The organism is Sphingomonas sp. BRN-1R, assembly GCF_057748035.1.
Window position 1 is genome coordinate 609358 of record NZ_CM173236.1, and the last position, 22289, is coordinate 631646.

Here is a 22289-nt window from a genome sequence, read left to right on the forward strand (position 1 = left end):
GGCTTTGCGAGTTCGTCCCGCTTCGGTACAGCCGGTGGACAATGCCGCCGCGCGAAACAGATCTGCCGACCGAGGGCCGTATCGTCGGGGACGAGCACCACCTGCCGGTGCGCGTCTATTTCGAGGATACCGATCTGTCCGGCATGGTCTATCACGCCAATTACCTGAAGTTCATGGAGCGCGGCCGTTCGGACATGCTGCGCGTGCTCGGCATCGACCAGCAGGCCGCGCATGAGGCGGGCGAGGGCAATTACGCCGTCACCGAACTCGCCATCCGCTACCGTGCGCCCGCGCGGCTTGGCGATGCGCTCACGGTGGCGACGCGGCTCGGCCGATTGGGGCCGGCGCGGCTGTTCATTCAGCAACGAGTCAGGCGCGGCGCGGTTGTACTCGCCGACGCCGATGTGACGGTCGCCTTCATCGCGCCTTCGGGCCGGGCGCGGCGGCAGCCGGCGGCATGGATCGAGGCGTTCGGGCGGTTCGTGCCCGAACGCGCAGCGGCACCAGACGTAACTCAGGGGGACTTACCCGCGTGAACCTGTTCTTCAACACCGACGCGACCAGCCTGTCGCCGATCGCGCTGTTCCTGCAAGCGGACTGGATCGTGAAGATCGTGATGGCGGGGCTGCTGCTCGCCAGCGTCTGGACCTGGGCGATCATCATCGGCTTCCTCATGCGGCTCGGCAAGATCCGCAAGGGCATGAAGCGGTTCGAGCGCGACTTCTGGAAGGCCGAGGATATCGACGCCTTCTACCGCACCGAAAGCGAGAGCAAGCTGCCGACCGCGCGCGTGTTCGCGGCGGGCGTCAAGGAATGGCGGCGTTCGACGGTGGGCGGAGTGATCGACCGGGGCGGCACGCGCGAGCGGCTGGCGACGGCGATGGGCGCGGCGGCGGCGGGCGAGATCGACGAGCTTTCGGACGGATTGAACGTGCTGGCGACGGTCGGCTCGGTCGCTCCGTTCGTCGGGCTGTTCGGTACGGTGTGGGGCATCATGCACAGCTTCACCGAGATTGCCGCCAAGCAGAACTCCTCGCTCGCCGCTGTCGGCCCCGGCATCGCCGAGGCGCTGTTCGCGACCGCGATCGGTCTGTTCGCCGCGATTCCCGCCGTCATCGCGTACAACCGCTTCGGCCACGGCATCAACAAGATCGAGGCGCGGCTCAACCGCTTCGCCGACGGGTTCCACGCTACGCTCAGTCGGCAGTTGGAAGCCGAAGGGAAGCGCTGACCCGTGTCGATGAACCTTCCCTCGCGAGCCGGGCGCGGCCGGCGCGCGCCGATGGCGGAGATCAACGTCACGCCGATGGTCGACGTGATGCTGGTGCTGCTCATCATCTTCATGGTGACCGCGCCGCTGATGACGGCGGGCGTGCCGGTCGATCTGCCCGACAGCCGCGCGAAGGCGCTCGAACAGGAGCAGCAGCCGGTCGAGATCTCGGTCGAGCGCGACGGCACGCTGCATGTCGACAAGGCGCTCGTCACCGACGATCTGCTGCCCGACGTGCTCGCGCAGGTCGCGCAGAAGACCGATGCCACCGGCAAGCCGCCGCAGATCTTCCTGCGCGCCGACCGCGCGCTCGATTACGGCAAGGTGATGCGGGTGATGGGCGAGCTCAACCGCGCCGGGCTCAACCGCGTCGCGCTGCTGACGACTCCGCAGGACGATCGGTGACACTGGCGGTGAGGGCAGTCGCCGACGTGGCAGGCGCACGCTGATGCAGCGCACGGAGAAGATCGGCCTCGGCATCGCCGTCGCCGGACACATCCTGCTGTTCGCGATCCTGTCGGTCGGCTTCCACCCGCCGGTCGATCCGGACCTGTACAAGCCCAAGCCGATCGACGTGTCGCTTGCGGAGGACGTCGCGCTCGAGGCGCAGGCGCCCAAGGCGGTCGAGCCGCCCGCACAGTCGAAGGCACCCGACGAGGGTAAGCCCGAGGATGCCGCGCCGCCCGCGCCGCAGCCCGAACCCGAGCCGCAGCCCGAGAAAGCGCCTGCGCCGCCCAAGCCCGCGCCCGAACCTGCCCCCGCGCCCAAGCCGAAGCCGGCGCCCAAGCCGGAACCCGCGCCCGCGCCGAAACCAAAGCCGAAGCCGGAACCCAAGCCCGAACCCGCGCCCGCGCCCAAACCCAAACCGGTGCCCAAGCCCGAGAAGCCCAAGCCCGAAAAGAAGCCGGTCGAGGCCAAGGAATCGAAGGCCGAGGCCAAGCCGGCGGCGACGAAGACGCAAAGCAAAGCCGACACGAAGAAGAGCGAGGCGAAGCCGAGCACCGCCAAGGCCGAGCCAAAGCACGCCGCCGCAGCGCCTGCTAAGGCGAAGGCCCCGCCCGCCAAGGCGACGGGCACCGGCGGAGATGCCAAGTCGACGCTCAAGCGCCCGCGCGGCTCGCTGCTCGACGATGATTTCCGCAAAGGGCTAACCCAGAGCCCGTCGACCGCAAAACCCTCGGCGGCCGCACCGGGCGCGGTGATGAACGCGCAGGCCGCCGCCGATATCGGCTCCGCGATCCAGCGGCAGGTGCAGCCGTGCGCGGCGCAGCAGCATGTCAGCGGCCCCGGCGTGTCGCGGATCATCGTCAAGGTGCGGCTCCAGATGAACCGCGACGGTTCGCTTGCCGGAACGCCGGTGATCGACGAAGATCATGGCGGTGTCGATGGCGAGAACGAACGCTATGTCGACGCGGTCGACCGCGCCGCAATCGCCTCGTTCAAGGGGTGTTCGCCGCTGCGCGGGCTGCCGCCTGAGCTTTACGACGTGCCACGCGGGTGGAAGAGCTTTACACTGCGTTTTCATCTTCCCGGTTGAGGACAGGACCATGTTTCACAAGACCATCCTGACGTTGGCGGCCGGCCTGATTGGTGCCGGCGCGGTTGCACAGACGCCGCCCGCGCCCGCGCCCGCGCCTGCGTCGCAGGCGCCGGGCCAGCCGGCGGGTCAGCCCTCGGGCGAGCTGGTGGTCGATGTGACCGGCGGGCAGGGTGCGCCGCTCGGCATCGCCATCCCCGTCATGCCGACCGCGCAGTCGGTCGACACGGCGGCCGGGCGCACCGACGTGCTCGGCCAGCAGCTCTCGCAGATCGTCACGAACGATCTCAGGAACTCCGGGCTGTTCAAGCCCGCCCCCGCCAATGCGCTGAAAAGCGTCGCCTACCCGGAAGTGACCGCACCGACGTTCGATTACTGGGGCGGGGCAGGGGCTTCGGCGCTGGTGCAGGGCTTCGTGCGCGCCAATGGCGACGGCACGCTGACGGTCGGCTGCTACCTGTACGACGTGTTCGCGCGCACCGAACTGGCGCGGCAGGGCTTCGTCGTCTCGCCGGGGGAATGGCGGCGCGCCGGGCATAAATGCGCCGACATGGTTTATTCGAAGCTGACCGGCGAAGGCCCGTATTTCGACAGCCGCGTCGTCTATGTCGCGGAAAGCGGTCCCAAGGGGCGGCGCATCAAGCGGCTCGCGATCATGGATCAGGACGGGCAGAGCCACCGCTTCCTCACCAACGGCCAGTCGATCGTGCTGACGCCGCGCTTCACGCCCGATCAGCGCTCGATCGTGTATATGAGCTACATCGGCGACAAGCCGGCGATCTACGTCTATAACATCGCCAACGCCACGCAGCGCCTGCTGGTGCCCGCCAGCAACCTGACGTTCGCGCCGAGGGTCTCGCCCGATGGCCATTGGGTGTTGTTCTCCAAGGCGGTCGCGGGCAGCACCAACATCTACCGCGTGCCGATCAGCGGCGGACAGGCGCAGCGGCTGACCGATACGCCCGGCATCGACACCGGCGGCAGCTATTCGCCCGACGGCAGCCGCATCGTGTTCGAAAGCGACCGTTCGGGATCGCAGCAGCTCTATGTGATGAACGCGGACGGATCGAACCCGCGCCGCATCAGCTTCGGCGGTGGCCGCTACGCGACGCCGGTGTGGAGCCCGCGCGGCAATCTGATCGCCTTCACGCGCATGGCGGGCAATTTCCGCATCGGCGTGATGAGTCCGGCTGGCGGCGACGAGAAGCTGCTCACCAACGACTGGCAGGACGAAGGGCCGACCTGGTCGCCCAACGGCCGCGTGCTGATGTTCTTCCGCTCCGGGCGTGGCGGCGGCGGCACCGCCGATCTGTGGTCGGTCGATCTCACCGGCGTCAACGAACGCCGCCTGCCGACGCCGCTCGATGGATCCGATCCGGCCTGGGGTTCGTTACGCCCCTGAACCGAGCCCGCCTCGATTATACGACTGGGAGACGCCATATGAAAAAATCCATGACGACGCTGCTGATCGCCGCTTCGATGATGACGATCGCCGGTTGCGCGAAGAAGCCGCCCGCCCAGTTGCCGCCGCCGCCGGGCGAGACCGGCCCGATGTCGCAGGGTGGCGAAGGCGGCAACGTCGTGCCCGGCTCGCGTGCCGATTTCGAACGGTCGGTGACGAGCAACACGATCCACTTCGATCTCGACAAATACGACATCAACGGCGAGGCACGCGCGACGCTCGACAGCCAGGCGGCGTGGCTGACCAAGTACCCCAACGTGCCGATCAGCCTCGAAGGGCATTGCGACGAGCGCGGCACGCGCGAGTACAACCTCGCGCTCGGCGATCGTCGCGCCAATTCGGCCAAGAACTATCTGGCGTCGCGCGGGGTGAATCCGTCGCGCATCTCGACGATCAGCTACGGCAAGGAACGCCCGATCGCGCTCGGTTCGGACGAGTCGAGCTGGGCGCAGAACCGCCGCGCGGTGACGATCGTCCTCAACTGATCGCCGCTGACGGCTGAGCGAAAGGCGCGGGGAGCGATCCCCGCGCCTTTTTTGTGGCCGACAAACCGGCAGATGCAATCGCGGAGAGCCATGCTTATCTCGTGTCAGCCGTAGCGTCGTGGGATCGCGCCGGCAGGTGTTCGATGCGGAGGCGGTGATGCGCGGCGACGACGCGAGGTTCCGGGTGCGCGAAGGCTATTGGTTTAGGCCCAGGCGCTTCGGCTGGGGCGTGACTCCGGCGACATGGCAGGGTTGGGCGGTGACGGCCGTATTCGTCGGCGTGGTTGCCGCGGCGATGCGGCTGTTGCCGCCGGGCGGCGAGCGCGTCGCTGCCGTGATCGTGTTGACGCTCGGCTTTTGCGCGCTGGCGGCGCACAAGACCGATGGGCGACTTGGCTGGCGATGGGGCAGGCGGTAGCGCGGCTCAGCCGAACGCCCGGTCGAGCAGCTTCGCGAGCCGCAATCCGCCACGCTCTACCTGGAGCCGTGCAACCGGCACGAGTTGCTCGATATCGCCCTCGCTCAGCGTGACACGCTCGGGCGTCGGCGCGCAGGCGTCGCCGTGCAGGGCGCTGGCATAGACCGTGTCGTGCGCGACCTGCCAGCTTTCGCGGCTCCAGTCGGTGACGGTGCCCGCCGCGATCTTCGCACGCACGGCGGCGAGGTAGCGGCGCACCAGCGACGGGCCGGTGGTGATCGCACGCTCGGCCAGATAGCCGTCCCAGATCGAATGAAGGTTGAGCCGCGCGCTGTCGAGCGTGCCGTAGGTCGCGTGCACGTCGTTGCCGCCCTTGTCGTTCTTCTCGCCGGCATGGAGCGGCTGGTGGAGATCGCCGGTGAAGTGGATCAGGAACACCAGCGCCTGCACCTTGTCCTTGAGCGGCGTATGGCGATCACGCAGCGCCTTCACGTCGCGCTCGATCTGCGCGGACACGCAATTGCCGTCCTTGCAGGCGACCGTGAGAGTGAACGGTTCGCAGACGTTCACGTCCTGGAAGTGCCAGGTATAGGCATAACCGAAGCGCGGTTTGCCGCTCGCATCCTTCAGCGGCTTGACGCAATCGGGCCAGGTGCTGGCGCCCTCGATCGTCGAGGCCTTGCACTCGGGCGTATCGAGCAGATCGGCGTGCGCGAGCAGCCGGCGCACGGCGGCGCGGGCGCGTGGGGACGCGTTGGCATAGCCGATCTTCGCGATCGTCTCGTGGCCGAACTCCCAATAGGCACTGGCAGGAGCGGCGGCGCTGACGAGCGCGGCGGCGGCGAGGAACGCGAGAGGACGAATCATGCCGTTCCCATAGAGCCTGGCGCTCGCCTGCGAAAGCGCGCGCCTGGCGTGTCCCCCGTCGCCCCGGGAGGAGGCCGGGGCCGCTATGGGGCGAGCGATGCGTTTCGTTTGCAGAGCCGTCTGTCCCCTCGCCACGATCGTCACCCCAGCGAAAGCTGGGGTCTCCCCGTGGTGAAGCGTAACACCCGCCCCATAAAGACCCCAGCTTTCGCTGGGGTGACGGGCCGAGTGGTTCACTCGTCGTCGTAGATCGCCACGTCCGCCGCCAGCCCCGGCGCGACCCGGCCCCGGTACATGCCCCGCGTGGCGAAGTGCCAGAACGGCACCCCGTCCAGCGGCATCACGATCACGCCGCCGGTCCCGCCCATCGCGACGATCTCCGCGAGCACGCGCTCCGTTGCGCCGCGCGCATCTTCGCCCGCCAGCCGGATGCGCGCGGCGATCTCGTGTGCGCAAGCCGTGCGGATGAAGAATTCGCCCGATCCGGTCGCGGAGACCGCGCAGGCGCGGTCGTCGGCATAGGTGCCGGCACCGATCAGCGGCGAATCGCCGATCCGGCCCCAGCGTTTGCCCGTCACGCCGCCGGTCGAGGTCGCGGCGGCAAGGTGGCCGGCGGTATCGCGCGCGACCGCCCCGACCGTGCCGAACTTCATCTCGACGTCGAACGCGCCGCCCTTCTGCGCGCGCATGATCGCGAGTTGCTCACGCCGTTCGGGCAGGATCAGCCAGTCCTGCGTGGCGGCCTCCACGCCGTGTTCGCTCGCGAACGCCTCAGCGCCCGCGCCGCCGAGCAGGACGTGCGGGCTCTCCGCCATCACCGCGCGTGCGAGGCTGACAGGGTGACGCACCGACGTGACCCCCGCGACCGCGCCGGCCTTGCGGTCCACGCCGTCCATGATCGCGGCGTCGAGTTCGGCGACGCCCTCGTAGCTCAGCGCCGCGCCGCGCCCGGCGTTGAAGTGGGGATCGTCCTCCAGCACCTTGACCGCCGCCTCGACCGCATCGAGCGCTGCGCCGCCGCCCGACAGCACCGCTTCGCCCGCCGAGAGCGCTTGGCGCAGAGCCGCGCGCGCGCCGGCATCGGCGGCGGGGGAGAGGCGTGTGCGCGTCATGCCGCCTGCGCCACCGTGGATCGCCAATGCCCAGGTCATACCGGAACCTCCGTCAACGGCTGTGGCCGCGCCGTCCGTCGCTTCAATCCGATCAACGGGCGCAGCCAGCCAATCTCACGCCCGATCAGATAAAAGGCCCAGCACCCGCCGACCGTCGCCGGCAGCAGCACAGCGAACTCGACCAGCGGGGTGCCGTGCAGCGGCAGCAGCCAGTATTCCACCAGCACGATCACGGTCTGATGGACGATGTAGAAGGGGAACACCGCCTCGGTCAGCGTGCGGCGCCAGCGCGTGTCGGCGTTCCAATAGCGGTCGGCCAGCCCGATCAGCGCGACCACCGAGCACCAGCCCTGCACGACGCGCGCGGTCGCGAAGGTGACGCCCCACGGGTGCGCGGGCATGGTGTTGCCCGGCCATTGCCATTCGATCCCGGCGACCACCGCGTAGGCAAGCAGCGCCACCACTCCCGCCGCCTTCCACCACCGCGCGATCGCCACCATCGCCGGCTCCGAACGGGCAAGCGCGAAGCCGAACAGGAAGCCCGGGAAATAATGGAGGTGCGCGATCTCGTCGTGGAGCGGATCGTGCGTCTCGCGCGCGCCGGGCAGCAACGTATCGGCGGCGAGCAGCCAGACGATCGGCACGATCACCACCAACGCCGTGCCGAACAGCCGGTCGAACGCCGTCTGCCCGTTCAGCCGCCCGAACAGCGCGATCAACACCGTCAGCGCGAGCGTATAGAACCACAGATAACCGACGAACCACAGATGCTGCCACGTCGGCAGCGCGATGCCGTGCAGCCGGTGAAAGCGGAAATAGTCGTGCAGCCAGAACCAGCCGAAATCATGAGGGTAATGGTATTTGACGGCCAGCTCGATCCACGGCTGCACCGGAACCACCGCGATCACCCCGAACAGCAGCGGGATCAACAGCCGCGTGCTCCTCTGCGCGATGAAGCTGCCGAGCGGCGCGCCCTTCGACAACAGGGCGCGGCTGGCATAGCCGGAGATCACGAACAGCAGCATCAGCCGCCAACTGTTCGCCGCCATCATCGGGATTGCTACCCAAGGAAGCGGGTGCGCGGTCTTCACGTGGAAGTCCCACGGCACGAACACCATGCCGATATGGTAGAGGATCAGCAGCGCGAATGCGCCGATCCGCAGCCAGTCCATGCCGTGATGCCGTTCCATCGCCGCTCTCTATGGCCGGACGGCCGGGAGCGCTACCCCCGCATATTGCGAGGTTCCATGCGGGCGGCGTGGCATGCTAGAGTGTTCACGGGCCACACCGCCCGTTCGCCCCGAGCGAAGTCGAGGGGCAAGCGTTGCGCTTGAGGCCTCGACTTCGCTCGGCCCGAACGGTGATTGGGATGGGCAGGCGAACGGGGTGCGGATGCGGGTGAGGCTGGGACTCGGATTGGCGGCGATCACCGCCGCGCTGCTGGCTACGAGCGAGGCGCGCCCGCAATTCTTCCGCGCTTTCGGCAGTTCGACCGACAGCCAGCCGCCGAGCGTGCCGTTCGACCCGCAGCGCACCCCGCCCGCGCCCGATTATGGCGAGCGCTCCGAATGGGTGTCGCTGCCCGACATGCGCGATCCCGCGGACGATGCGCCGCCCGGCGTGCGCACGATCGACCAGCGGCAGGCCAAGATCGCGGTGTTCTTCCTCTACCCCACCTCGTTCACCAGCGGCGAACAGTGGAACGCCGACACGCGCGACGCGGATCTCAACGCGCGCGTGGCGGGCACCTCGATCCGCGATCAGGCGAGCGTGTTCAACGGCTGCTGTGCGATCTTCGCGCCGCGCTACCGTCAGATGACGCTCGGCGGCTATGTGAAGTGGAGCGAGAGCAGCGTGCGCGCGACCGAAGTCGCCTATTCGGACGTGGCGCGCGCGTTCCGCCAGTTCCTGGTGTGGAACCGGGGGCGGCCGTTCATCCTCGCCGGGCACAGCCAGGGGTCGCGACAGGGGCGGCTGCTGATCGAGCGCGAGATCGACGGGCGGCCCGCGGCGCGGCAGATGATCGCGGCCTATCTGATCGGCGCGTGGATCGAGCGCGACTGGTTCCGGACCCTGCGCACCACCCGTGCCTGCCAGCGCGCCGACGATACCGGCTGCGTGGTCGCCTGGTCGAGCTATGCCGAGGGGCGCAACGCCACTCGCCAGCGCGTGTATGTCGCGGAACAGTCCGGCTTGCCGATCGAGGCCCTGCGCCGCCCGCAATATTGCATCAACCCGCTCGACTGGTCGACCGGCGCGGCGTGGGCGCCGGCGCGGCTCAACCGGGGCGGGTGGTTGCACGGCACGGCCGCGCTGCCGCGCGCGATCGAGCCGGGGCTGGTCGCGGCACGCTGCGACGATGGCGCGCTATACGTCACCCCGCCCAGCAAGCCGTTCGTCGACATGATGATTCCGGTCGGCAACTACCATAAGGTCGACTACAACCTTGCGTACATGAACCTGCGCGAGAATGCCGGGGTGCGCGCCGCCGCCTTCCTGCGCCAGCAGCCGCGCCTTGCGCGCCTACGCACGGTGCGCACTTCCTGAACGCGAAAGACTACCGCCCGCCCGCGTTAGGCGCTAAGCGGCGCGCATGACCGACACTTCGCCCATCGCCGCGCTGCTCGCCAAGGCTGAAACGCTTGTCGAGGCGCTGCCCTATATGCAGCTTCACGCCGGCGCGACCTTTGTCGTGAAATACGGCGGCCACGCGATGGGCGATCCCGAGGCGGCGCGCGATTTCGCCGAGGACGTGGTGCTGATGAAGGCGGTCGGCATCAATCCGGTCGTCGTCCACGGCGGCGGCCCGCAGATCGGTGCGATGCTCAAGCGGCTCGGCGTCGAATCGCGCTTCGTCGATGGCCTGCGCGTCACCGATGCCGAGACCGCGCGGATCGCGGAAATGGTGCTGGCGGGATCGATCAACAAGGAAATCGTCGGCTGGATCGATCAGGCCGGCGGCCGCGCGGTCGGCATTTCGGGGCGTGACGCCAACTTCGTCACGGCCGAGAAGGTCGGCCGCTCGCAGCCGGACAAATTGCAGGGCATCGAGCGGCACGTCGATCTTGGCTTCGTCGGCGAGCCCGTCGCGGTCGACCGGCGCATCATCGACACGCTGTCGGACGCGGGCGTGATCCCGGTGATCGCGCCGATCGCGCACGGCACGGACGGGCAGACCTACAACATCAACGCCGACACGATGGCCGGCGCGATCGCCGCCGCGCTCGGCGCGGAACGCTTCTTCCTGCTGACCGACGTGCCCGGCGTGCTCGACAAGAACAAGGAACTCGTCACCGATCTCGATCCCGCCGGGGTCGCCGCCTTGCGCGCCGACGGCACGATCACCGGCGGCATGATCCCCAAGCTCGAAACCTGCGTGATGGCGGTGGAACAGGGCGTGGAAGCGGCTGTGATCCTCGACGGGCGTGTGCCGCATGCGATGCTGCTCGAAATCTTTACCAAGCGCGGCGCGGGCACGCTCGTCCACGCATAAGCCGGCTCGCGCACGCACGCAGGCTGAGCTAGTATCGCGCGATCAGCATCGGGAGATTTCCTTGGCCTCGTTTTTCATCATGCTGCTCAACATCGTCCAGATTCTGCTGGACGTGGCGAGCTTCATCATCGTCGTGCAGTTCATCCTGTCGATCCTGATCTCGTTCAACGTGGTCAACACGCATAACGAGTTCGTGCGCTCGCTCGATCGCGGGCTGACCGTCGTCACCGAGCCGATGTATCGCCCGATCCGCCGGATGCTGCCCAACACCGGCGCGATCGACTTCGCACCGCTGGTGGTGCTGGTCATCATCCGCATTCTCGATCTGGCGGTGCTGCCGTGGCTGTACCAGCTCGCGGCGCAGGCGGGCTGACGGTAGCGAGTGAGGTAAGGCCATGAGCGCGAACATCATCGACGGCAAAGCCTTCGCGCTTGCCCTACGCGAGCGGATCGCGGTGCAGGTGGCGGATTTCGTGGCAACCGCCGGGCGCAAGCCGGGTCTCGCGGTGGTGCTGGTCGGCGAAGACCCGGCCTCGGCGGTCTATGTCCGGTCCAAGGGCAAGGCGACGGTCGCGGCGGGGATGGCGAGCTTCGAGCACCGGCTCGCGGCGGACGTGTCGCAGGACGCATTGCTGGCGCTGGTCGATCAACTCAACGCCGATCCGGCGATCGACGGCATCCTCGTGCAATTGCCGCTGCCGAGCCATCTCAACGAACTGGCGGTGACGACGCGGATCGACCCCGACAAGGACGTCGATGGCTTCCATCCCGTCAACGCCGGACGGCTCGCCACCGGGCTGGCGGGGTTCGTGCCGTGCACGCCGCTCGGCTGCGTGATGCTGCTCAAGGATCAGCTCGGCGATCTTAGCGGGCTCGACGCGGTGGTTATCGGCCGGTCGAACATCGTCGGCAAGCCGATGGCGCAACTGCTGCTCAAGGAAAGCTGCACCGTCACCATTGCGCATTCGCGCACGCGTGATCTGTCGAGCGTGGTCAAGCGCGCCGACGTCGTCGTGGCGGCGGTGGGGCGCGCGGAGATGGTCAAGGGCGCGTGGATCAAGCCCGGCGCGACCGTGATCGACGTCGGCATCAACCGTACCGAGGGCGGCCTGGTCGGCGATGTCGACTTCGCCGGCGCGGCGAGCGTGGCGGGCGCGATCACGCCGGTGCCCGGTGGCGTTGGGCCGATGACGATCGCGGTGCTGCTCCGCAACACGCTCGTCTCCGCAGCGCGGCGTGAGGGCGTCGCGATCGACGAGGCGGCGCTGTGATCCTGGCGCTGCTGCTCGCCGCGCCGGGGCCGCAGACGGCGATCGATGCCGAGCGCACCTTCGCCCGCGCCGCGCAGACCGCCGGGCAGTGGACCGCATTCCGCCGCTATGCCGCGCCCGATGCGGTGATGTTCACGCCGCACCCGGTCAACGCGCTCGACTGGCTGCGCGTGCGCGAGGATCCGCCCAAGACGATGCACTGGCAGCCGGCCGTCAGCTATGTCGCGTGCGACGGCAAATGGGCGGTCAACACCGGCGCGTGGCAGGGCGCGGATGGGCGCACGGGGTATTTCACCACGATCTGGCGGCGCGACGGGCGCGGCTGGCAATGGCTGTTCGACCACGGCGACACGTTGCTCGCGCCACGCATCGTCCCCAAGACGCCGCGCGTGCAGCATGCCGCCTGCGGGGGCAAGCAGGGCAACAATTTCGGCAAGGACGCGAACGGCGGCTCTGGAGTGTCGGGCGATGCGACTCTGCGCTGGCGCTGGCACGTTACCCCCGACAACGACCGCACGCTGGTGGTCGAGCTGTGGGACGGCGTACGCTACAATCAGGTCATCAACGATATCGTGGCGGCGCCGCGATGATCGAGCTGTTCGTCTCCACACTCATCACGCTGTTCGTGGTGATCGATCCGCCCGGCTGCGCGCCGATCTACGCCGGCCTCACCGCCAATGCGACGGCGGAGCATGCCCGCGCGATGGCGATCCGCGCGGTGCTGGTGGCGGCGGCGATCCTCGTCACCTTCGCGCTGTTCGGTGAGGATCTGCTGCGCGGACTGGGCATCAGCCTAGCTTCGTTCCGCATCGCCGGCGGTATCATGCTGTTCCTGATCGCGCTGGAAATGGTGTTCGAAAAGCGCACCGAGCGCCGCGAGGATCGCGCCGCCAAGGTCGCCGCGACGCCCGAGGTGGAAGACGTGTCGATCTTCCCGATGGCGATGCCGATGATCGCGGGGCCGGGCTCGATCGCATCGGTGATGCTGCTGATGAGCCGCAACGAGGGGATCGAGCGCACGCTGGTGATCCTCGCCGCACTCGGCACGATCCTGCTGCTGACGCTGGCCGCGCTGCTGGCGGCGGGGCCGCTGATGCGCGTGCTCGGCGCGAAGATCGAGGCGGTGGTGACGCGTATCCTCGGCGTGCTGCTGGCGGCGCTGGCGGTGCAGTTCGTGATCGACGGAGTGAAGATCAGCCTGGGGTGAGGGGCGCTTGACGCTCTCACCGTGTCGAAGGGAGCGCGGTTAGCGGCGAAACTTAGTGGTTACGCGTTACCCGCTGAGGTTGAACGAAGCGCCTGGACCCGTTCGTCCCGAGCGAAGTCGAGGGACGACCAAGAGCGCAGGTGTCTCGACTTCGCTCGACACGAACGGTCGGAAAAGGTGCAACGCTCACCACAACTCCCGTTCGGGCTGAGCGTAGTCGAAGCCCGCGCCGCAGGCGCTTTCGCATCGGGCACGTCCTTCGACTTCGCTCAGGACGAACGGGTTGAGGCAGGGCACGGGCTCAGTCCTTGATCCGCCACAGCCGCAGCGGCGATTTGGCCGGCAGCGGCAGTTGCTCGAGCCAATCCGGGACCTTGTTGTGGGCAAGCTGGTCGTAGAAGCCGCCGGGATGCTGCGCGCGGTACACGGTCGATTCGGCCATGTTCGGGCACACCAGCAGCAGCGTCGCGCCATGCCGCTTCGCGATCGCTCGGAACTCGGCGGGGCTGCGCGAGAAGGCGTGCTGCACGTCGAGGATCGCATCGCCGTTACGGTGGTACGGCCCGGCGATGGCATCATGGTGGGTCAAGGTAATGAGGCGCGGCCCCAGATCGACGAAGGTGAAGATCGTCTGCGCCGGATATCGGTCGAGCGGGCGGAGCGCGGAGTTGGTGTTGCACGATCCGCTGGCGTGCATCACCGTCTTCACCCGCGCGCTCGGCCGGTCGATCGGCAGATATTGAATGGCGTAGCCTGCGAACAACCCCGATACGATCAGGAACGCCGCTACCGTACCGAGCACGCGCACCAGCACCCAGCGGCTGCCGAGCAGATGCGGGAACACCAGCCAGCCGAGCGCCACCGCGCCCGGCACCGCGAGCAACTGCGCGCCCGGTCCGGCGCGCGCCTGCCACAGCAGCAGCAGCGCGGCGATGGTGGTGAACAACAGCACCGTCACCCAATGGACGAAGCGGCGGTCCCGCCGGGCGCGCCACGTCGCGATAGCGGCGCCGATCACGCCGATGATCGGCAGCGTGACGACGGTGATCGCATTGCGGAAGGGATGCTGGTAGATCGGCTTGGCCTCGCGCACGTTGGCGAGCCAGGTGCGCGCGAGTTCGGGGGAGACCTGTTCGGGCCGCCCGAGGCATTGCGGGAAGACGAGCGCGAAGCCGACCACGATCGCTACGCCAGCAATCACCGCCAGCGCCAGCCGCAGCGCGCGAGCCCGAGGGTTGATCCACGCAAGCCCGAACAGCAGCGCGCCCGCGGCGATCATCACACTCAGCCACACCGGCGTCAGCGCGTCGCAGCGCAGCACGCTGTTGGCGTAGGAGGCGAATCCGGCGTAGCCCCCCGCCGACCCACCCGCGAGGCACAAGGCATAGGTGGCAAGCCGCGGCGCCTCGCTGCGCTCCCACACCCAGCGTAGCGCAATGATCCCGCCCGCGCCCGCGCAGAACGGCAGCATTTCCAGCCCGATCGTCAGCGACACCGCGCTGGCGAGCCCGACGATCAGCCCGCCGCGCGGCCCCTTGGGGTCGGACAGTCCCGCCACCGTCAGGCTCAGCATAGCAAGCTGCCAGCCGTGATGGTCGATCCGCTCGGGCATGAACATCAGCATCGTCGCGGTGCAGCACAGCAGGAACACGATCGCGAGCGGCCACGCGAGCGGGCTCACCAGTCGCCGCACCGTCGCGGCAAGCCCCAGCATCGCGATCGACAGCGGCAGCAGCGGCGCGATTCCGCACGCCAGCCGCTCGGCCCAGGCGGGGCTGGTGAACTGGCGGAACAGCAGGATCATCCCCGCGATCGGCAGATCGACGATGCGGCTCCAGTGGATGTTGAATCCCTCGGGCGGGTTCATCCGGTATTGGCGCAGATCGTACCAGCCTTGCCCGTTCAGCAGAGCGCGCACCTGCATCAGCCGCATGTTGTCATCGGTGTCGGGCAGCGACAGGAAGTGCATCTGCGCCCAGCGATCGTGCAGGAAATAGACCGCGACCATCACCCACGCGATCAGCGTGAGCCGCACCCAATAGCGGTCGATCGGGTTTTCGGTGCGGGCGCTAACCATGCAAAAAGCTTTCCACGTGCATGGACGCGCTCTATCGGACGTTTCGCAAAGGGCAAGGCGACGTGATGGCATTGATGCAACGGGTGGATAGCGTGCGGGCGAACCCGATGTTCGGGCAGCTCATCCGCTTCGGCATCGCCGGGGGACTGTCGACGTTGCTCTATTCGGCGGTGTACCTGCCGCTGACCATCTTCGTGTTCGCGCGCCAGCATGCCGTGTACGCGGTGCCGTTCGCCTTCGCGGTGGCGGTGACGGCGGGCTATTTCCTCCACAGCCGCTGGAGCTTCAAGGGCCATGGCACGCGCGAAAGCGGCGGCGCGCAGCAGGTCAAGTTCGTGATGGTGCAGGGCTCGGGCGTGCTGCTCAACGCGCTCATCACGTGGATCGGCACGGCGGTGCTCGGCTTTCCTGCGTGGGTGCCGCTGCTGCCTGCGGTGGCCTGCGCTACGATCTTTACCTTCATCCTCAATCGCTGGCTGGTATTCGGATAATGGACCGCATCGTTTACGACCGCATGGCGGCACATGATTCCACCCATTGGTGGTATCGCGCGCGCCGCGACATCCTCGCCGATTTCCTCGCGCGCGAGGGGCATCTGCCGGCAGGCGCGCGCATCCTTGAGATCGGCTGCGGCACCGGGCACAACCTGCCGATGCTCGCCAAGTTCGGCACCGTCGAGGCGATCGAGATCGACCCCGCCGCGCGTGAGATCGCGAGCGCGCGACTGGGCAAGCCGGTCGGCAGCGCACCACTGCCCGCGCTGACCGGGGTGGAGCGCGGCGCCTATGATCTGATCGCGGTGCTCGACGTGGTCGAGCATATCGAGGACGATGTGGCTGCACTGAAGGCGATGGCCGAGTGCCTCAAGCCCGGCGGCAAGATCCTCATCACCGTGCCAGCGCATCAATGGATGTGGAGCGCGCACGATACCGTCAACCACCACCACCGCCGCTATTCGAAGGCGACGCTGGCCAAGGCGATCGCTGCGGCGGGGTTAAAGCCCGCCAAGCTCGGCTATTTCAACTCCTTGCTGTTCCCGCTCGCCGCCGCCTCGCGCATCGCCGGGCGGCTGCGCGGCAAGGACGACAGCGACGATTCGCCGCCGCCCAAGCTGGTCAACGCGGTGTTCGAGACGATCTTCCGCTGGGAACGCCACCTCGTCGGACGCGTGCCGCTGTCGCCGGGGGTTTCGATCGTGACGCTGGCGTCGCCGAAGTAACGCGCGTTGCCGTAACCCCGTTCGTCCCGAGCGAAGTCGAGGGACATGCACCCGGCGCGCAGGTGTCTCGACTTCGCTCGACACGAACGGATGTGGGGCGCACTGTAGCAGGCGGAACCCTCCACCACCGTTCGTGCTGAGTAGGGATCGAGTAGCCGAAGGCGTATCGAGAACCCGTATCGAAGCACAGGTTGCCGCGCGCGGCCTGTCCTTCGATACGCTACCTCGATACGGGCCTGCGGCCCTACTCGGCAGCTACTCAGGACGAACGGAGTGGGTTAGGACCGCTGCCTACTTAAACACGCTCGGCGTAGATGGGTCAGGGCGGTAATGTTCAGAAAGCCAACATCATGACCAATCAAACCTGCGGCCTCGTCGCCGTGCTCGGCGCGCCCAATGCGGGCAAGTCCACGCTCGTCAATGCGCTGGTCGGGCAGAAGGTCGCGATCGTCAGCCCCAAGGCGCAGACCACGCGCACCCGGCTGATGGGCGTGGCGATCGAGGGCGATGCGCAGATCCTGCTGGTCGACACGCCCGGCATCTTCGAGCCCAAGCGCCGGCTCGATCGCGCGATGGTGCAGGCGGCATGGGGCGGCACCGAGGGCGCGGACATCCTCGCTTTGGTGGTCGATGCCAAGGGCGGGCTCAAGGACAAGGTGACCGAGATCGCCGAGGCGATCGCCGGCCGGCCGGAGCCTAAGTACCTGATCCTCAACAAGGTCGATCTCGCCGACAAGGCCAAGCTGCTGCTCCATGCCGAGCGCCTCAACGGCCTCGCCCCGTTCGCGGAGACGTTCTTCGTCAGCGCATCGACCGGCGACGGCCTGCCCGAGCTGAAGGCACATCTGGCGAAGGCAATGCCCGCCGGCCCGTGGCACTATCCGGAAGATCAGGTGTCGGACGCAACCGAGCGCGCGCTTGCCGCCGAAGTGACGCGCGAGCAGCTCTATCTCCAGCTCCACGCCGAGCTGCCTTATGCGAGCGCGATCGAGACCGAGCAGTATAACGAGCGCGAGGACGGTTCGGTCGAGATCCACCAGCAGATCATGGTCGAGCGGCCGACGCAAAGGGCGATCGTGCTCGGCAAGGGCGGCGCACGCATCAAGGAGATCGGCGCGCGGGCGCGCGCCGAATTGAGCGGGATCATGGGCCGCCCGGTCCACCTGTACCTACACGTCAAGGTTCGTCCCGGCTGGGACGACGAGCGCGAGGTCTATCGCGACATGGGGCTCGACTGGGTCGACTGAGCTACCAGCTCCCGAACCCCGGCGCATCGTTGGCGCCGCCCGGCCCGAGCCGCGTCACCCGCGACGCGCCGTAGCGCGCGCGCTTGCGCAAGGTGAGCGTCGGCCAGTCGCCGATCGCGTTGGCGGAAACCGGCATCAGCCCCTGCCGGCGGTACGCGGCGGTGACGGGCGCGGCCTGCCAGTCGAGCAGCCCGGCCAGCACCAGCGTACCACCTTCGGCCAGCGCCATCGCGATCGTCGGGGCAAGGCCGATCAGCGGCCCGGCGAGGATATTTGCAACGATCAGGTCATAGGGCGCGCGCGCGATCAGCAGCGGATGTTCGAGCCCCGGCGCGGTCGCCAGCGCGAGCGCGCCCGGCCCGGTGCCGAGCGCGATGCCGTTCACGGCGGCGTTCTCCTCGGTGATGGCGACGGCTGCGGCGTCGATATCCGAGGCGGTGGCGTAGGCGCGCGGCCACAGATGCAACGCCGCGAAGGCGAGCAGCCCGGTGCCGGTGCCGATATCGAGCACGTTGCGGAAGCGCTTGCCCGCCACCTTCATCGCATCGAGCGCGAGCAGGCAGCCGGTGGTCGTCTGGTGGTGGCCAGTGCCGAACGCGCGGCTCGCCTCGATGTGGAAGGCGTGCGCGCCCTCTGGCACGTCGCCCTTGTTGGCGCTGGTGTGGACGTAGAAGCGCGCCGCCTGCACCGGCTCGATCCCTGCCTGGCTGAGCGTGATCCAGTCCTCGTCGGGCACGCGCTCGGCCTTGGCCTTGACGCTCGCCGAACTGGGCGCGAGCGCGCGTACCGCCGCGATCACCGCGCGGTCGGGCTTGCCGCTGAAGAACGCGTCCAGTCGCCAGCTCTTCGGATCGTCCTCGATCTCCTCGCTGGTGAGGATGACGGGTGAGGGGTCGAAGCCCTCCAGCCCCTCGCCCATATCGATCGCCTCGGCCTCTTCGCGGGTGCAGGGGATCGACAGCTTCCAGCTTTCGGTGGGATCAACGGACATAGCTGGCCCCGTTCACGTCGATCACCGCGCCGGTCATCGACGGCGGCGCATCGAGCGCGAGGAACCTCACCGTCGTCGCCACCTCCTGCGGATCGGCGACGCGGCCGAGCGGAATGTCGGCGAGCAGTTTGTCGCCGCCCCGGCTCGCCAGATAGTCCTCCGCCATGCCGGTCATGGTGAAGCCCGGGCACACCGCGAAGGCGAGGATGTCCTCGCGCGCATAGCCGCGCGCGATCGTCTTGGTCATCGCGACCATGCCGGCCTTGGAGGCGGCGTAATGCCAGTGCGCGGGGCTGTCGCCGCGATAGGCGGCGCGGCTGGCGACGTTGACGATGCGGCCGCCGCCCCCGCGCGCCTGCCAGTGCAGCACCGCCAGCCGAGACAGTTCGGCCGAGGCGGTGAGGTTGATGCGCATGGTGCGCTCCCATTCGGCGCTCCAGTCGTCATGCCCGAGCGGATTGGCCTCGAACACGCCGGCATTGTTGATGAGCACGTCGATCGTGCCGAGCCGCGCGAGCGCTGCGTCCCACAGCGCCTGCGGGGCGCGCGGATCGGCGAAGTCGGCGGCGAGCGTATCGGCGTCGCCGCGCGTCGCCTGCTTGGCAAGCGCGATGCCCGGCTGGTCGAGCGCGGTGACGATCGCCGCGCCGATGCCGCGCGACGATCCGGTGAGGAGGATGTTGGTCATGCGGCTTTTTAGAGCCGATCGCGCCCAAGTCGAGAGACCAGCCACAATGTCGCCCGGTGCAGACCGGACCCGTCGCGTGATCGTGCGAGCCGATCGCGCGAAGCACAGCGCGCCGGCCTGCGCCGGGGCGACCGTCAGGCAGCCATGCTGGCCGAAAAGCTGCCCGCCGCGACCTTGAACCCGGTCAGTCGCTTGTCGATCGCGCCCATCTCCCCTTCGAGCCGGTCGATCTCGGAAGCGACGTTTTCGGTATCTTCGCGGATGGTGGCGATGGTGTGTGACATCGAATCGGCGGCGAGCGCGGTTTCATCGACAGCGGCGGTGATGGCGGTGACGGTCTGCGCCTGTGCCTCCATCGCGTAACGGATGCGGTTGGCGCTTTCCTGCACTTCGGCGACGGTCGCCTTGATGTTGGCGTTGGTGTCGACCGTCGAGCGGGTGGCGGACTGGATTGCGGCGATCTTGGCGGCGATATCGTCGGTCGCGCGCGCGGTCTGGCTGGCCAGAGATTTCACCTCCTGCGCGACCACCGCGAAGCCGCGCCCCGCATCGCCCGCGCGTGCCGCCTCGATCGTGGCGTTGAGCGCGAGCAGATTGGTCTGTCCGGCGATATCGCGAATCAGGCCGAGGATCGATTCGATCGACTTGGCATGGTCGCTCAGCGTCTCGGACATGCCAACCGCCTGGCTGGCCTGCCCGGAGGCGCGCGTGGCGATCTCGGCTGCGGCCTCGACCTCGGTGCGGGCGTCCTCGATCGCGCGGATCAGCCCGGCGGCGGTGTGCGCGGCCTCGCGCATCGCCATCGCCGACTGTTCGGCGGCGGCGGCGACTTCGCTGGTCTTGCCGAGCATGCCGCGCGCGGCGGACGATGCGCCGTTCGCCTGGTGGCGGATGGCGTCGCCCAGCACGACGGCCTGCTCGATTTCGCGGCCGATCGTGTCGCCGAACGCGCGCGACCGTTCCTGCCGGCGGGTACGCGCGCGCTCCGCCTCGAGAACGCCGAGGTGTTCGGCCATTACGTCCGCCTCGATCAGCCCAAGCCGCATCACCACGTCGCTCAGCCTGCGCCGCTCCGCCGCGTTGTTGCCATGCCTGGTGTCGATGATCTCGAGCGCTACGCTCTGCGCGTAGGCGAGTGCGGCCAGCACCGCGCGCAGCGGGATGCCGGAGCGGTAGGTGACGTCGGCGTGGGTTGCCGCGGACCTCAGCCAACGGCCATCGGGCGCGTGCGCGAACTTCAGTTCGAAATACCGGGCGGTGGCATCGACCACCTCGGCGAGGCGCGCGCCGACGAACGTGTCGCGGTGCGGCCGGAGCGCGGGGAGGCGCATGTAGTGATCCCAGAACGCCGCGGCGAGACGCGGATAGGCGCCATCGAAAACTGCCGCGAGCGGCGCGGCTCCATCGGAGATCGCGCCGTCCCAGTCATAATCGCGCAGGCGATCGGCCGGGTTCGGCCGGGCATCGCGGGGATCTGCGGATATTTCCATCAGACATCCTCCTCCCTTGGCCGGTCTAGGCGGCGACGCGCGCGACGAAATCGGCGGCGCTGGTCTTCAGGCTGCCGAGCTTGCCGTCGAGCGTGTCGAACCCGCGCCCGACATGATCGATCTCGGAGGCGACGTTCTCGGTATCCTCGCGGATGGTGGCGATGGTGTGCGACATCGAATCGGCGGCAAGCGCGGTCTCGTCGACGGCGGCGGTGATGGCGGTGACGGTCTGCGCCTGCGCCTCCATCGCGTAACGAATGCGATTGGCGCTTTCCTGCACTTCGGCCACGGTCGCCTTGATGTTGGCGTTGGTGTCGACCGTGGAGCGGGTGGCGGACTGGATCGCGGCGATCTTGGCGGCGATGTCGTCGGTCGCGCGCGCGGTCTGGCTGGCCAGAGATTTCACCTCCTGCGCGACCACCGCGAAGCCGCGCCCGGCATCGCCCGCGCGTGCCGCTTCGATCGTGGCGTTGAGCGCAAGCAGATTGGTCTGCCCGGCAATGTCGCGAATGAGGCCTAGGATCGACTCGATCGACTTCGCATGGTCGCTCAGCGTCTCGGACATGCCGACCGCCTGGCTGGCCTGCCCGGAGGCGCGCGTGGCGATCTCGGCTGCGGCCTCGACTTCGGTGCGGGCATCCTCGATCGCGCGGATCAGCCCGGCGGCGGTGTGCGCGGCCTCGCGCATCGCCATCGCCGACTGTTCGGCAGCGGCGGCGACTTCGCTGGTCTTGCCGAGCATGCCGCGCGTCGCGGCGGAGGTGCGGACCGAATTGGCGCGCAGGGTCGCGCTGTCCTCGGTCGCGCCTTCGACGACGCGCGCGATCCCTTCGCGGAACTGCGCGGCGAGCCGGTCGCGCGCGACCATCGCGGCATGTTCGCCATGCGCGCGGAACAGCGCGCCGGTGATGTCGGCCTCCAGCGCCGATAGCCGCATCAGCGCGTTGAGCAGTGCTGGCAAGCGCGGATTGTCACCCGCGACTCGGCTGAGCAGGATATTGAGCGCGACCTGATCGCTCGCGCAGATCATCGAGCGCAGCGCCATCGGCTGAAGATCGCCCCTGAACGCGGCGGCGGCCGAACGCTCGATCGATTCGAGCCACGCGCGGCCGGCGGGATCGAGGAAGCGGTTGCGCAGGAACGTGCAGCCGATGTCGATCATCCGCTCGGTTTCGCCGGCCGCCCACACGCGCTCGTCGGAGAAGGCGCGCAGCCATTGGTCCCAATAGCCCTGCGAGATCGCACGGGCGTCCGGTTCCAGGATCGTCCACAGCTCGCGGCAGGTCGCCAGCATCGCCGCGTCCATATCGAACGCGCGCAGCCGCGCGCCGATATCGAACGCCGCCGCGAGCGTGCCGGGTGCGGGCAGGGTGTCAAGGTTCAAGTACGCCTCCGGGGTCGTGCATCGGGCAGACCGCCACGGCGCGGTCCTTGTCGCCCCTCTCTACGTGAGGC

24 protein-coding genes are annotated in these 22289 nt (G+C 68.4%); 16 read left to right on the forward strand and 8 right to left on the reverse strand.

Annotation, left to right across the window (positions count from 1 at the left end):
• Positions 1-41: 41 nt before the first annotated feature.
• From AC3ANX_RS02825 to AC3ANX_RS02855, 7 genes are all read left to right on the forward strand, one after another.
• Positions 42-536 (forward strand): YbgC/FadM family acyl-CoA thioesterase, encoded by a 495-nt coding sequence (locus AC3ANX_RS02825; protein WP_488335519.1) that lies wholly within the window; start codon positions 42-44, stop codon positions 534-536.
• Positions 533-1231: a protein TolQ gene (gene tolQ / locus AC3ANX_RS02830; protein WP_488335520.1), complete on the forward strand. Its 699-nt coding sequence runs from the start codon at positions 533-535 to the stop codon at positions 1229-1231. The genes AC3ANX_RS02825 and tolQ overlap by 4 nt, the downstream gene beginning before the upstream one ends.
• A 3-nt stretch (positions 1232-1234) precedes the next feature.
• Positions 1235-1675, forward strand: a complete 441-nt coding sequence (gene tolR / locus AC3ANX_RS02835; RefSeq protein WP_488335521.1) for a protein TolR — start codon at positions 1235-1237, stop codon at positions 1673-1675.
• A 43-nt stretch (positions 1676-1718) separates the two neighbouring features.
• Complete coding sequence (locus tag AC3ANX_RS02840; RefSeq protein ID WP_488335522.1) at positions 1719-2807, forward strand: cell envelope biogenesis protein TolA; 1089 nt, start codon at positions 1719-1721, stop codon at positions 2805-2807.
• Positions 2808-2817: 10 nt separating this feature from the next.
• On the forward strand, positions 2818-4209 hold the full coding sequence (tolB, locus tag AC3ANX_RS02845) for a Tol-Pal system beta propeller repeat protein TolB (protein ID WP_488335523.1): 1392 nt from the start codon (positions 2818-2820) through the stop codon (positions 4207-4209).
• 38 nt (positions 4210-4247) lie between these two features.
• Positions 4248-4754, forward strand: coding sequence for a peptidoglycan-associated lipoprotein Pal (gene pal / locus AC3ANX_RS02850; protein WP_488335524.1), 507 nt, complete (start codon positions 4248-4250; stop codon positions 4752-4754).
• A 118-nt stretch (positions 4755-4872) separates the two neighbouring features.
• Positions 4873-5172: a hypothetical protein gene (locus tag AC3ANX_RS02855; RefSeq protein ID WP_488335525.1), complete on the forward strand. Its 300-nt coding sequence runs from the start codon at positions 4873-4875 to the stop codon at positions 5170-5172.
• Positions 5173-5178: 6 nt separating this feature from the next.
• On the opposite strand, the gene AC3ANX_RS02860 is transcribed toward AC3ANX_RS02855, so the two are convergent.
• From AC3ANX_RS02860 to AC3ANX_RS02870, 3 genes are all read right to left on the reverse strand, one after another.
• Positions 5179-6039, reverse strand: coding sequence for a S1/P1 nuclease (locus tag AC3ANX_RS02860; protein ID WP_488335526.1), 861 nt, complete (start codon positions 6037-6039; stop codon positions 5179-5181).
• Between the two features lie 233 nt (positions 6040-6272).
• Positions 6273-7190: an isoaspartyl peptidase/L-asparaginase family protein gene (locus tag AC3ANX_RS02865; protein ID WP_488335527.1), complete on the reverse strand. Its 918-nt coding sequence runs from the start codon at positions 7188-7190 to the stop codon at positions 6273-6275.
• Positions 7187-8341, reverse strand: coding sequence for an acyltransferase family protein (locus AC3ANX_RS02870; RefSeq protein ID WP_488335528.1), 1155 nt, complete (start codon positions 8339-8341; stop codon positions 7187-7189). Before AC3ANX_RS02870 ends, AC3ANX_RS02865 begins: the two co-directional genes overlap by 4 nt.
• 202 nt (positions 8342-8543) lie before the next feature.
• Between AC3ANX_RS02870 and AC3ANX_RS02875 the strand changes: the two genes are divergently transcribed.
• The 6 genes from AC3ANX_RS02875 (at position 8544) to AC3ANX_RS02900 (ending at position 13122) form a co-directional block, all read left to right on the forward strand.
• Positions 8544-9698 (forward strand): DUF3089 domain-containing protein, encoded by a 1155-nt coding sequence (locus AC3ANX_RS02875; protein WP_488335529.1) that lies wholly within the window; start codon positions 8544-8546, stop codon positions 9696-9698.
• Positions 9699-9744: 46 nt separating this feature from the next.
• A complete protein-coding gene (argB, locus tag AC3ANX_RS02880) occupies positions 9745-10644 on the forward strand; it encodes an acetylglutamate kinase (RefSeq protein ID WP_488335530.1) in 900 nt (299 codons plus the stop codon).
• 61 nt (positions 10645-10705) lie between these two features.
• Complete coding sequence (locus tag AC3ANX_RS02885; RefSeq protein ID WP_488335531.1) at positions 10706-11017, forward strand: YggT family protein; 312 nt, start codon at positions 10706-10708, stop codon at positions 11015-11017.
• A 22-nt stretch (positions 11018-11039) separates the two neighbouring features.
• Positions 11040-11915, forward strand: coding sequence for a bifunctional methylenetetrahydrofolate dehydrogenase/methenyltetrahydrofolate cyclohydrolase FolD (gene folD / locus AC3ANX_RS02890; protein WP_488335532.1), 876 nt, complete (start codon positions 11040-11042; stop codon positions 11913-11915).
• Positions 11912-12505 (forward strand): Cif family virulence factor, encoded by a 594-nt coding sequence (locus AC3ANX_RS02895; protein ID WP_488335533.1) that lies wholly within the window; start codon positions 11912-11914, stop codon positions 12503-12505. Before folD ends, AC3ANX_RS02895 begins: the two co-directional genes overlap by 4 nt.
• The gene (locus AC3ANX_RS02900) at positions 12502-13122 is read left to right on the forward strand and encodes a MarC family protein (protein WP_488335534.1); all 621 of its coding nucleotides are present in this window, start codon (positions 12502-12504) and stop codon (positions 13120-13122) included. Before AC3ANX_RS02895 ends, AC3ANX_RS02900 begins: the two co-directional genes overlap by 4 nt.
• 301 nt (positions 13123-13423) lie before the next feature.
• On the opposite strand, the gene AC3ANX_RS02905 is transcribed toward AC3ANX_RS02900, so the two are convergent.
• The gene (locus tag AC3ANX_RS02905) at positions 13424-15199 is read right to left on the reverse strand and encodes an AcrB/AcrD/AcrF family protein (protein WP_488335535.1); all 1776 of its coding nucleotides are present in this window, start codon (positions 15197-15199) and stop codon (positions 13424-13426) included.
• 65 nt (positions 15200-15264) lie between these two features.
• Between AC3ANX_RS02905 and AC3ANX_RS02910 the strand changes: the two genes are divergently transcribed.
• The 3 genes from AC3ANX_RS02910 to era all read left to right on the forward strand — a co-directional run bounded on the left by AC3ANX_RS02910 (position 15265) and on the right by era (position 17665).
• On the forward strand, positions 15265-15690 hold the full coding sequence (locus AC3ANX_RS02910) for a GtrA family protein (RefSeq protein WP_488335536.1): 426 nt from the start codon (positions 15265-15267) through the stop codon (positions 15688-15690).
• Positions 15690-16418 (forward strand): class I SAM-dependent methyltransferase, encoded by a 729-nt coding sequence (locus AC3ANX_RS02915; protein ID WP_488335537.1) that lies wholly within the window; start codon positions 15690-15692, stop codon positions 16416-16418. Before AC3ANX_RS02910 ends, AC3ANX_RS02915 begins: the two co-directional genes overlap by 1 nt.
• A gap of 350 nt (positions 16419-16768) precedes the next feature.
• Positions 16769-17665, forward strand: a complete 897-nt coding sequence (gene era, locus AC3ANX_RS02920; protein WP_488335538.1) for a GTPase Era — start codon at positions 16769-16771, stop codon at positions 17663-17665.
• Position 17666: 1 nt separating this feature from the next.
• Here era and AC3ANX_RS02925 read toward each other — a convergent pair whose 3' ends face one another.
• The 4 genes from AC3ANX_RS02925 to AC3ANX_RS02940 all read right to left on the reverse strand — a co-directional run bounded on the left by AC3ANX_RS02925 (position 17667) and on the right by AC3ANX_RS02940 (position 22203).
• Complete coding sequence (locus tag AC3ANX_RS02925; protein WP_488335539.1) at positions 17667-18656, reverse strand: 50S ribosomal protein L11 methyltransferase; 990 nt, start codon at positions 18654-18656, stop codon at positions 17667-17669.
• Complete coding sequence (locus AC3ANX_RS02930; RefSeq protein ID WP_488335540.1) at positions 18646-19344, reverse strand: SDR family NAD(P)-dependent oxidoreductase; 699 nt, start codon at positions 19342-19344, stop codon at positions 18646-18648. The genes AC3ANX_RS02925 and AC3ANX_RS02930 overlap by 11 nt, the downstream gene beginning before the upstream one ends.
• Before the next feature lie 134 nt (positions 19345-19478).
• The gene (locus AC3ANX_RS02935; RefSeq protein WP_488335541.1) at positions 19479-20834 is read right to left on the reverse strand and encodes a methyl-accepting chemotaxis protein; all 1356 of its coding nucleotides are present in this window, start codon (positions 20832-20834) and stop codon (positions 19479-19481) included.
• 25 nt (positions 20835-20859) lie between these two features.
• Positions 20860-22203: a methyl-accepting chemotaxis protein gene (locus tag AC3ANX_RS02940; RefSeq protein WP_488336872.1), complete on the reverse strand. Its 1344-nt coding sequence runs from the start codon at positions 22201-22203 to the stop codon at positions 20860-20862.
• Positions 22204-22289: the final 86 nt, after the last annotated feature.

Excerpts from the sequence above, each read along its gene's own strand:
- AC3ANX_RS02910 (WP_488335536.1), top strand. The coding sequence starts at position 15,265 with ATGGCATTGATGCAACGGGTGGATAGCGTGCGGGCGAACCCGATGTTC.
- tolB (WP_488335523.1), top strand. The coding sequence starts at position 2,818 with ATGTTTCACAAGACCATCCTGACGTTGGCGGCCGGCCTGATTGGTGCC.
- folD (WP_488335532.1), top strand. The coding sequence starts at position 11,040 with ATGAGCGCGAACATCATCGACGGCAAAGCCTTCGCGCTTGCCCTACGC.
- AC3ANX_RS02865 (WP_488335527.1), bottom strand. The coding sequence starts at position 7,190 with ATGACCTGGGCATTGGCGATCCACGGTGGCGCAGGCGGCATGACGCGC.
- AC3ANX_RS02935 (WP_488335541.1), bottom strand. The coding sequence starts at position 20,834 with ATGGAAATATCCGCAGATCCCCGCGATGCCCGGCCGAACCCGGCCGAT.
- era (WP_488335538.1), top strand. The coding sequence starts at position 16,769 with ATGACCAATCAAACCTGCGGCCTCGTCGCCGTGCTCGGCGCGCCCAAT.
- argB (WP_488335530.1), top strand. The coding sequence starts at position 9,745 with ATGACCGACACTTCGCCCATCGCCGCGCTGCTCGCCAAGGCTGAAACG.
- AC3ANX_RS02915 (WP_488335537.1), top strand. The coding sequence starts at position 15,690 with ATGGACCGCATCGTTTACGACCGCATGGCGGCACATGATTCCACCCAT.
- AC3ANX_RS02875 (WP_488335529.1), top strand. The coding sequence starts at position 8,544 with ATGCGGGTGAGGCTGGGACTCGGATTGGCGGCGATCACCGCCGCGCTG.
- AC3ANX_RS02900 (WP_488335534.1), top strand. The coding sequence starts at position 12,502 with ATGATCGAGCTGTTCGTCTCCACACTCATCACGCTGTTCGTGGTGATC.
- AC3ANX_RS02825 (WP_488335519.1), top strand. The coding sequence starts at position 42 with ATGCCGCCGCGCGAAACAGATCTGCCGACCGAGGGCCGTATCGTCGGG.
- AC3ANX_RS02930 (WP_488335540.1), bottom strand. The coding sequence starts at position 19,344 with ATGACCAACATCCTCCTCACCGGATCGTCGCGCGGCATCGGCGCGGCG.
- AC3ANX_RS02840 (WP_488335522.1), top strand. The coding sequence starts at position 1,719 with ATGCAGCGCACGGAGAAGATCGGCCTCGGCATCGCCGTCGCCGGACAC.
- AC3ANX_RS02925 (WP_488335539.1), bottom strand. The coding sequence starts at position 18,656 with ATGTCCGTTGATCCCACCGAAAGCTGGAAGCTGTCGATCCCCTGCACC.
- AC3ANX_RS02905 (WP_488335535.1), bottom strand. The coding sequence starts at position 15,199 with ATGGTTAGCGCCCGCACCGAAAACCCGATCGACCGCTATTGGGTGCGG.
- AC3ANX_RS02870 (WP_488335528.1), bottom strand. The coding sequence starts at position 8,341 with ATGGAACGGCATCACGGCATGGACTGGCTGCGGATCGGCGCATTCGCG.
- pal (WP_488335524.1), top strand. The coding sequence starts at position 4,248 with ATGAAAAAATCCATGACGACGCTGCTGATCGCCGCTTCGATGATGACG.
- AC3ANX_RS02860 (WP_488335526.1), bottom strand. The coding sequence starts at position 6,039 with ATGATTCGTCCTCTCGCGTTCCTCGCCGCCGCCGCGCTCGTCAGCGCC.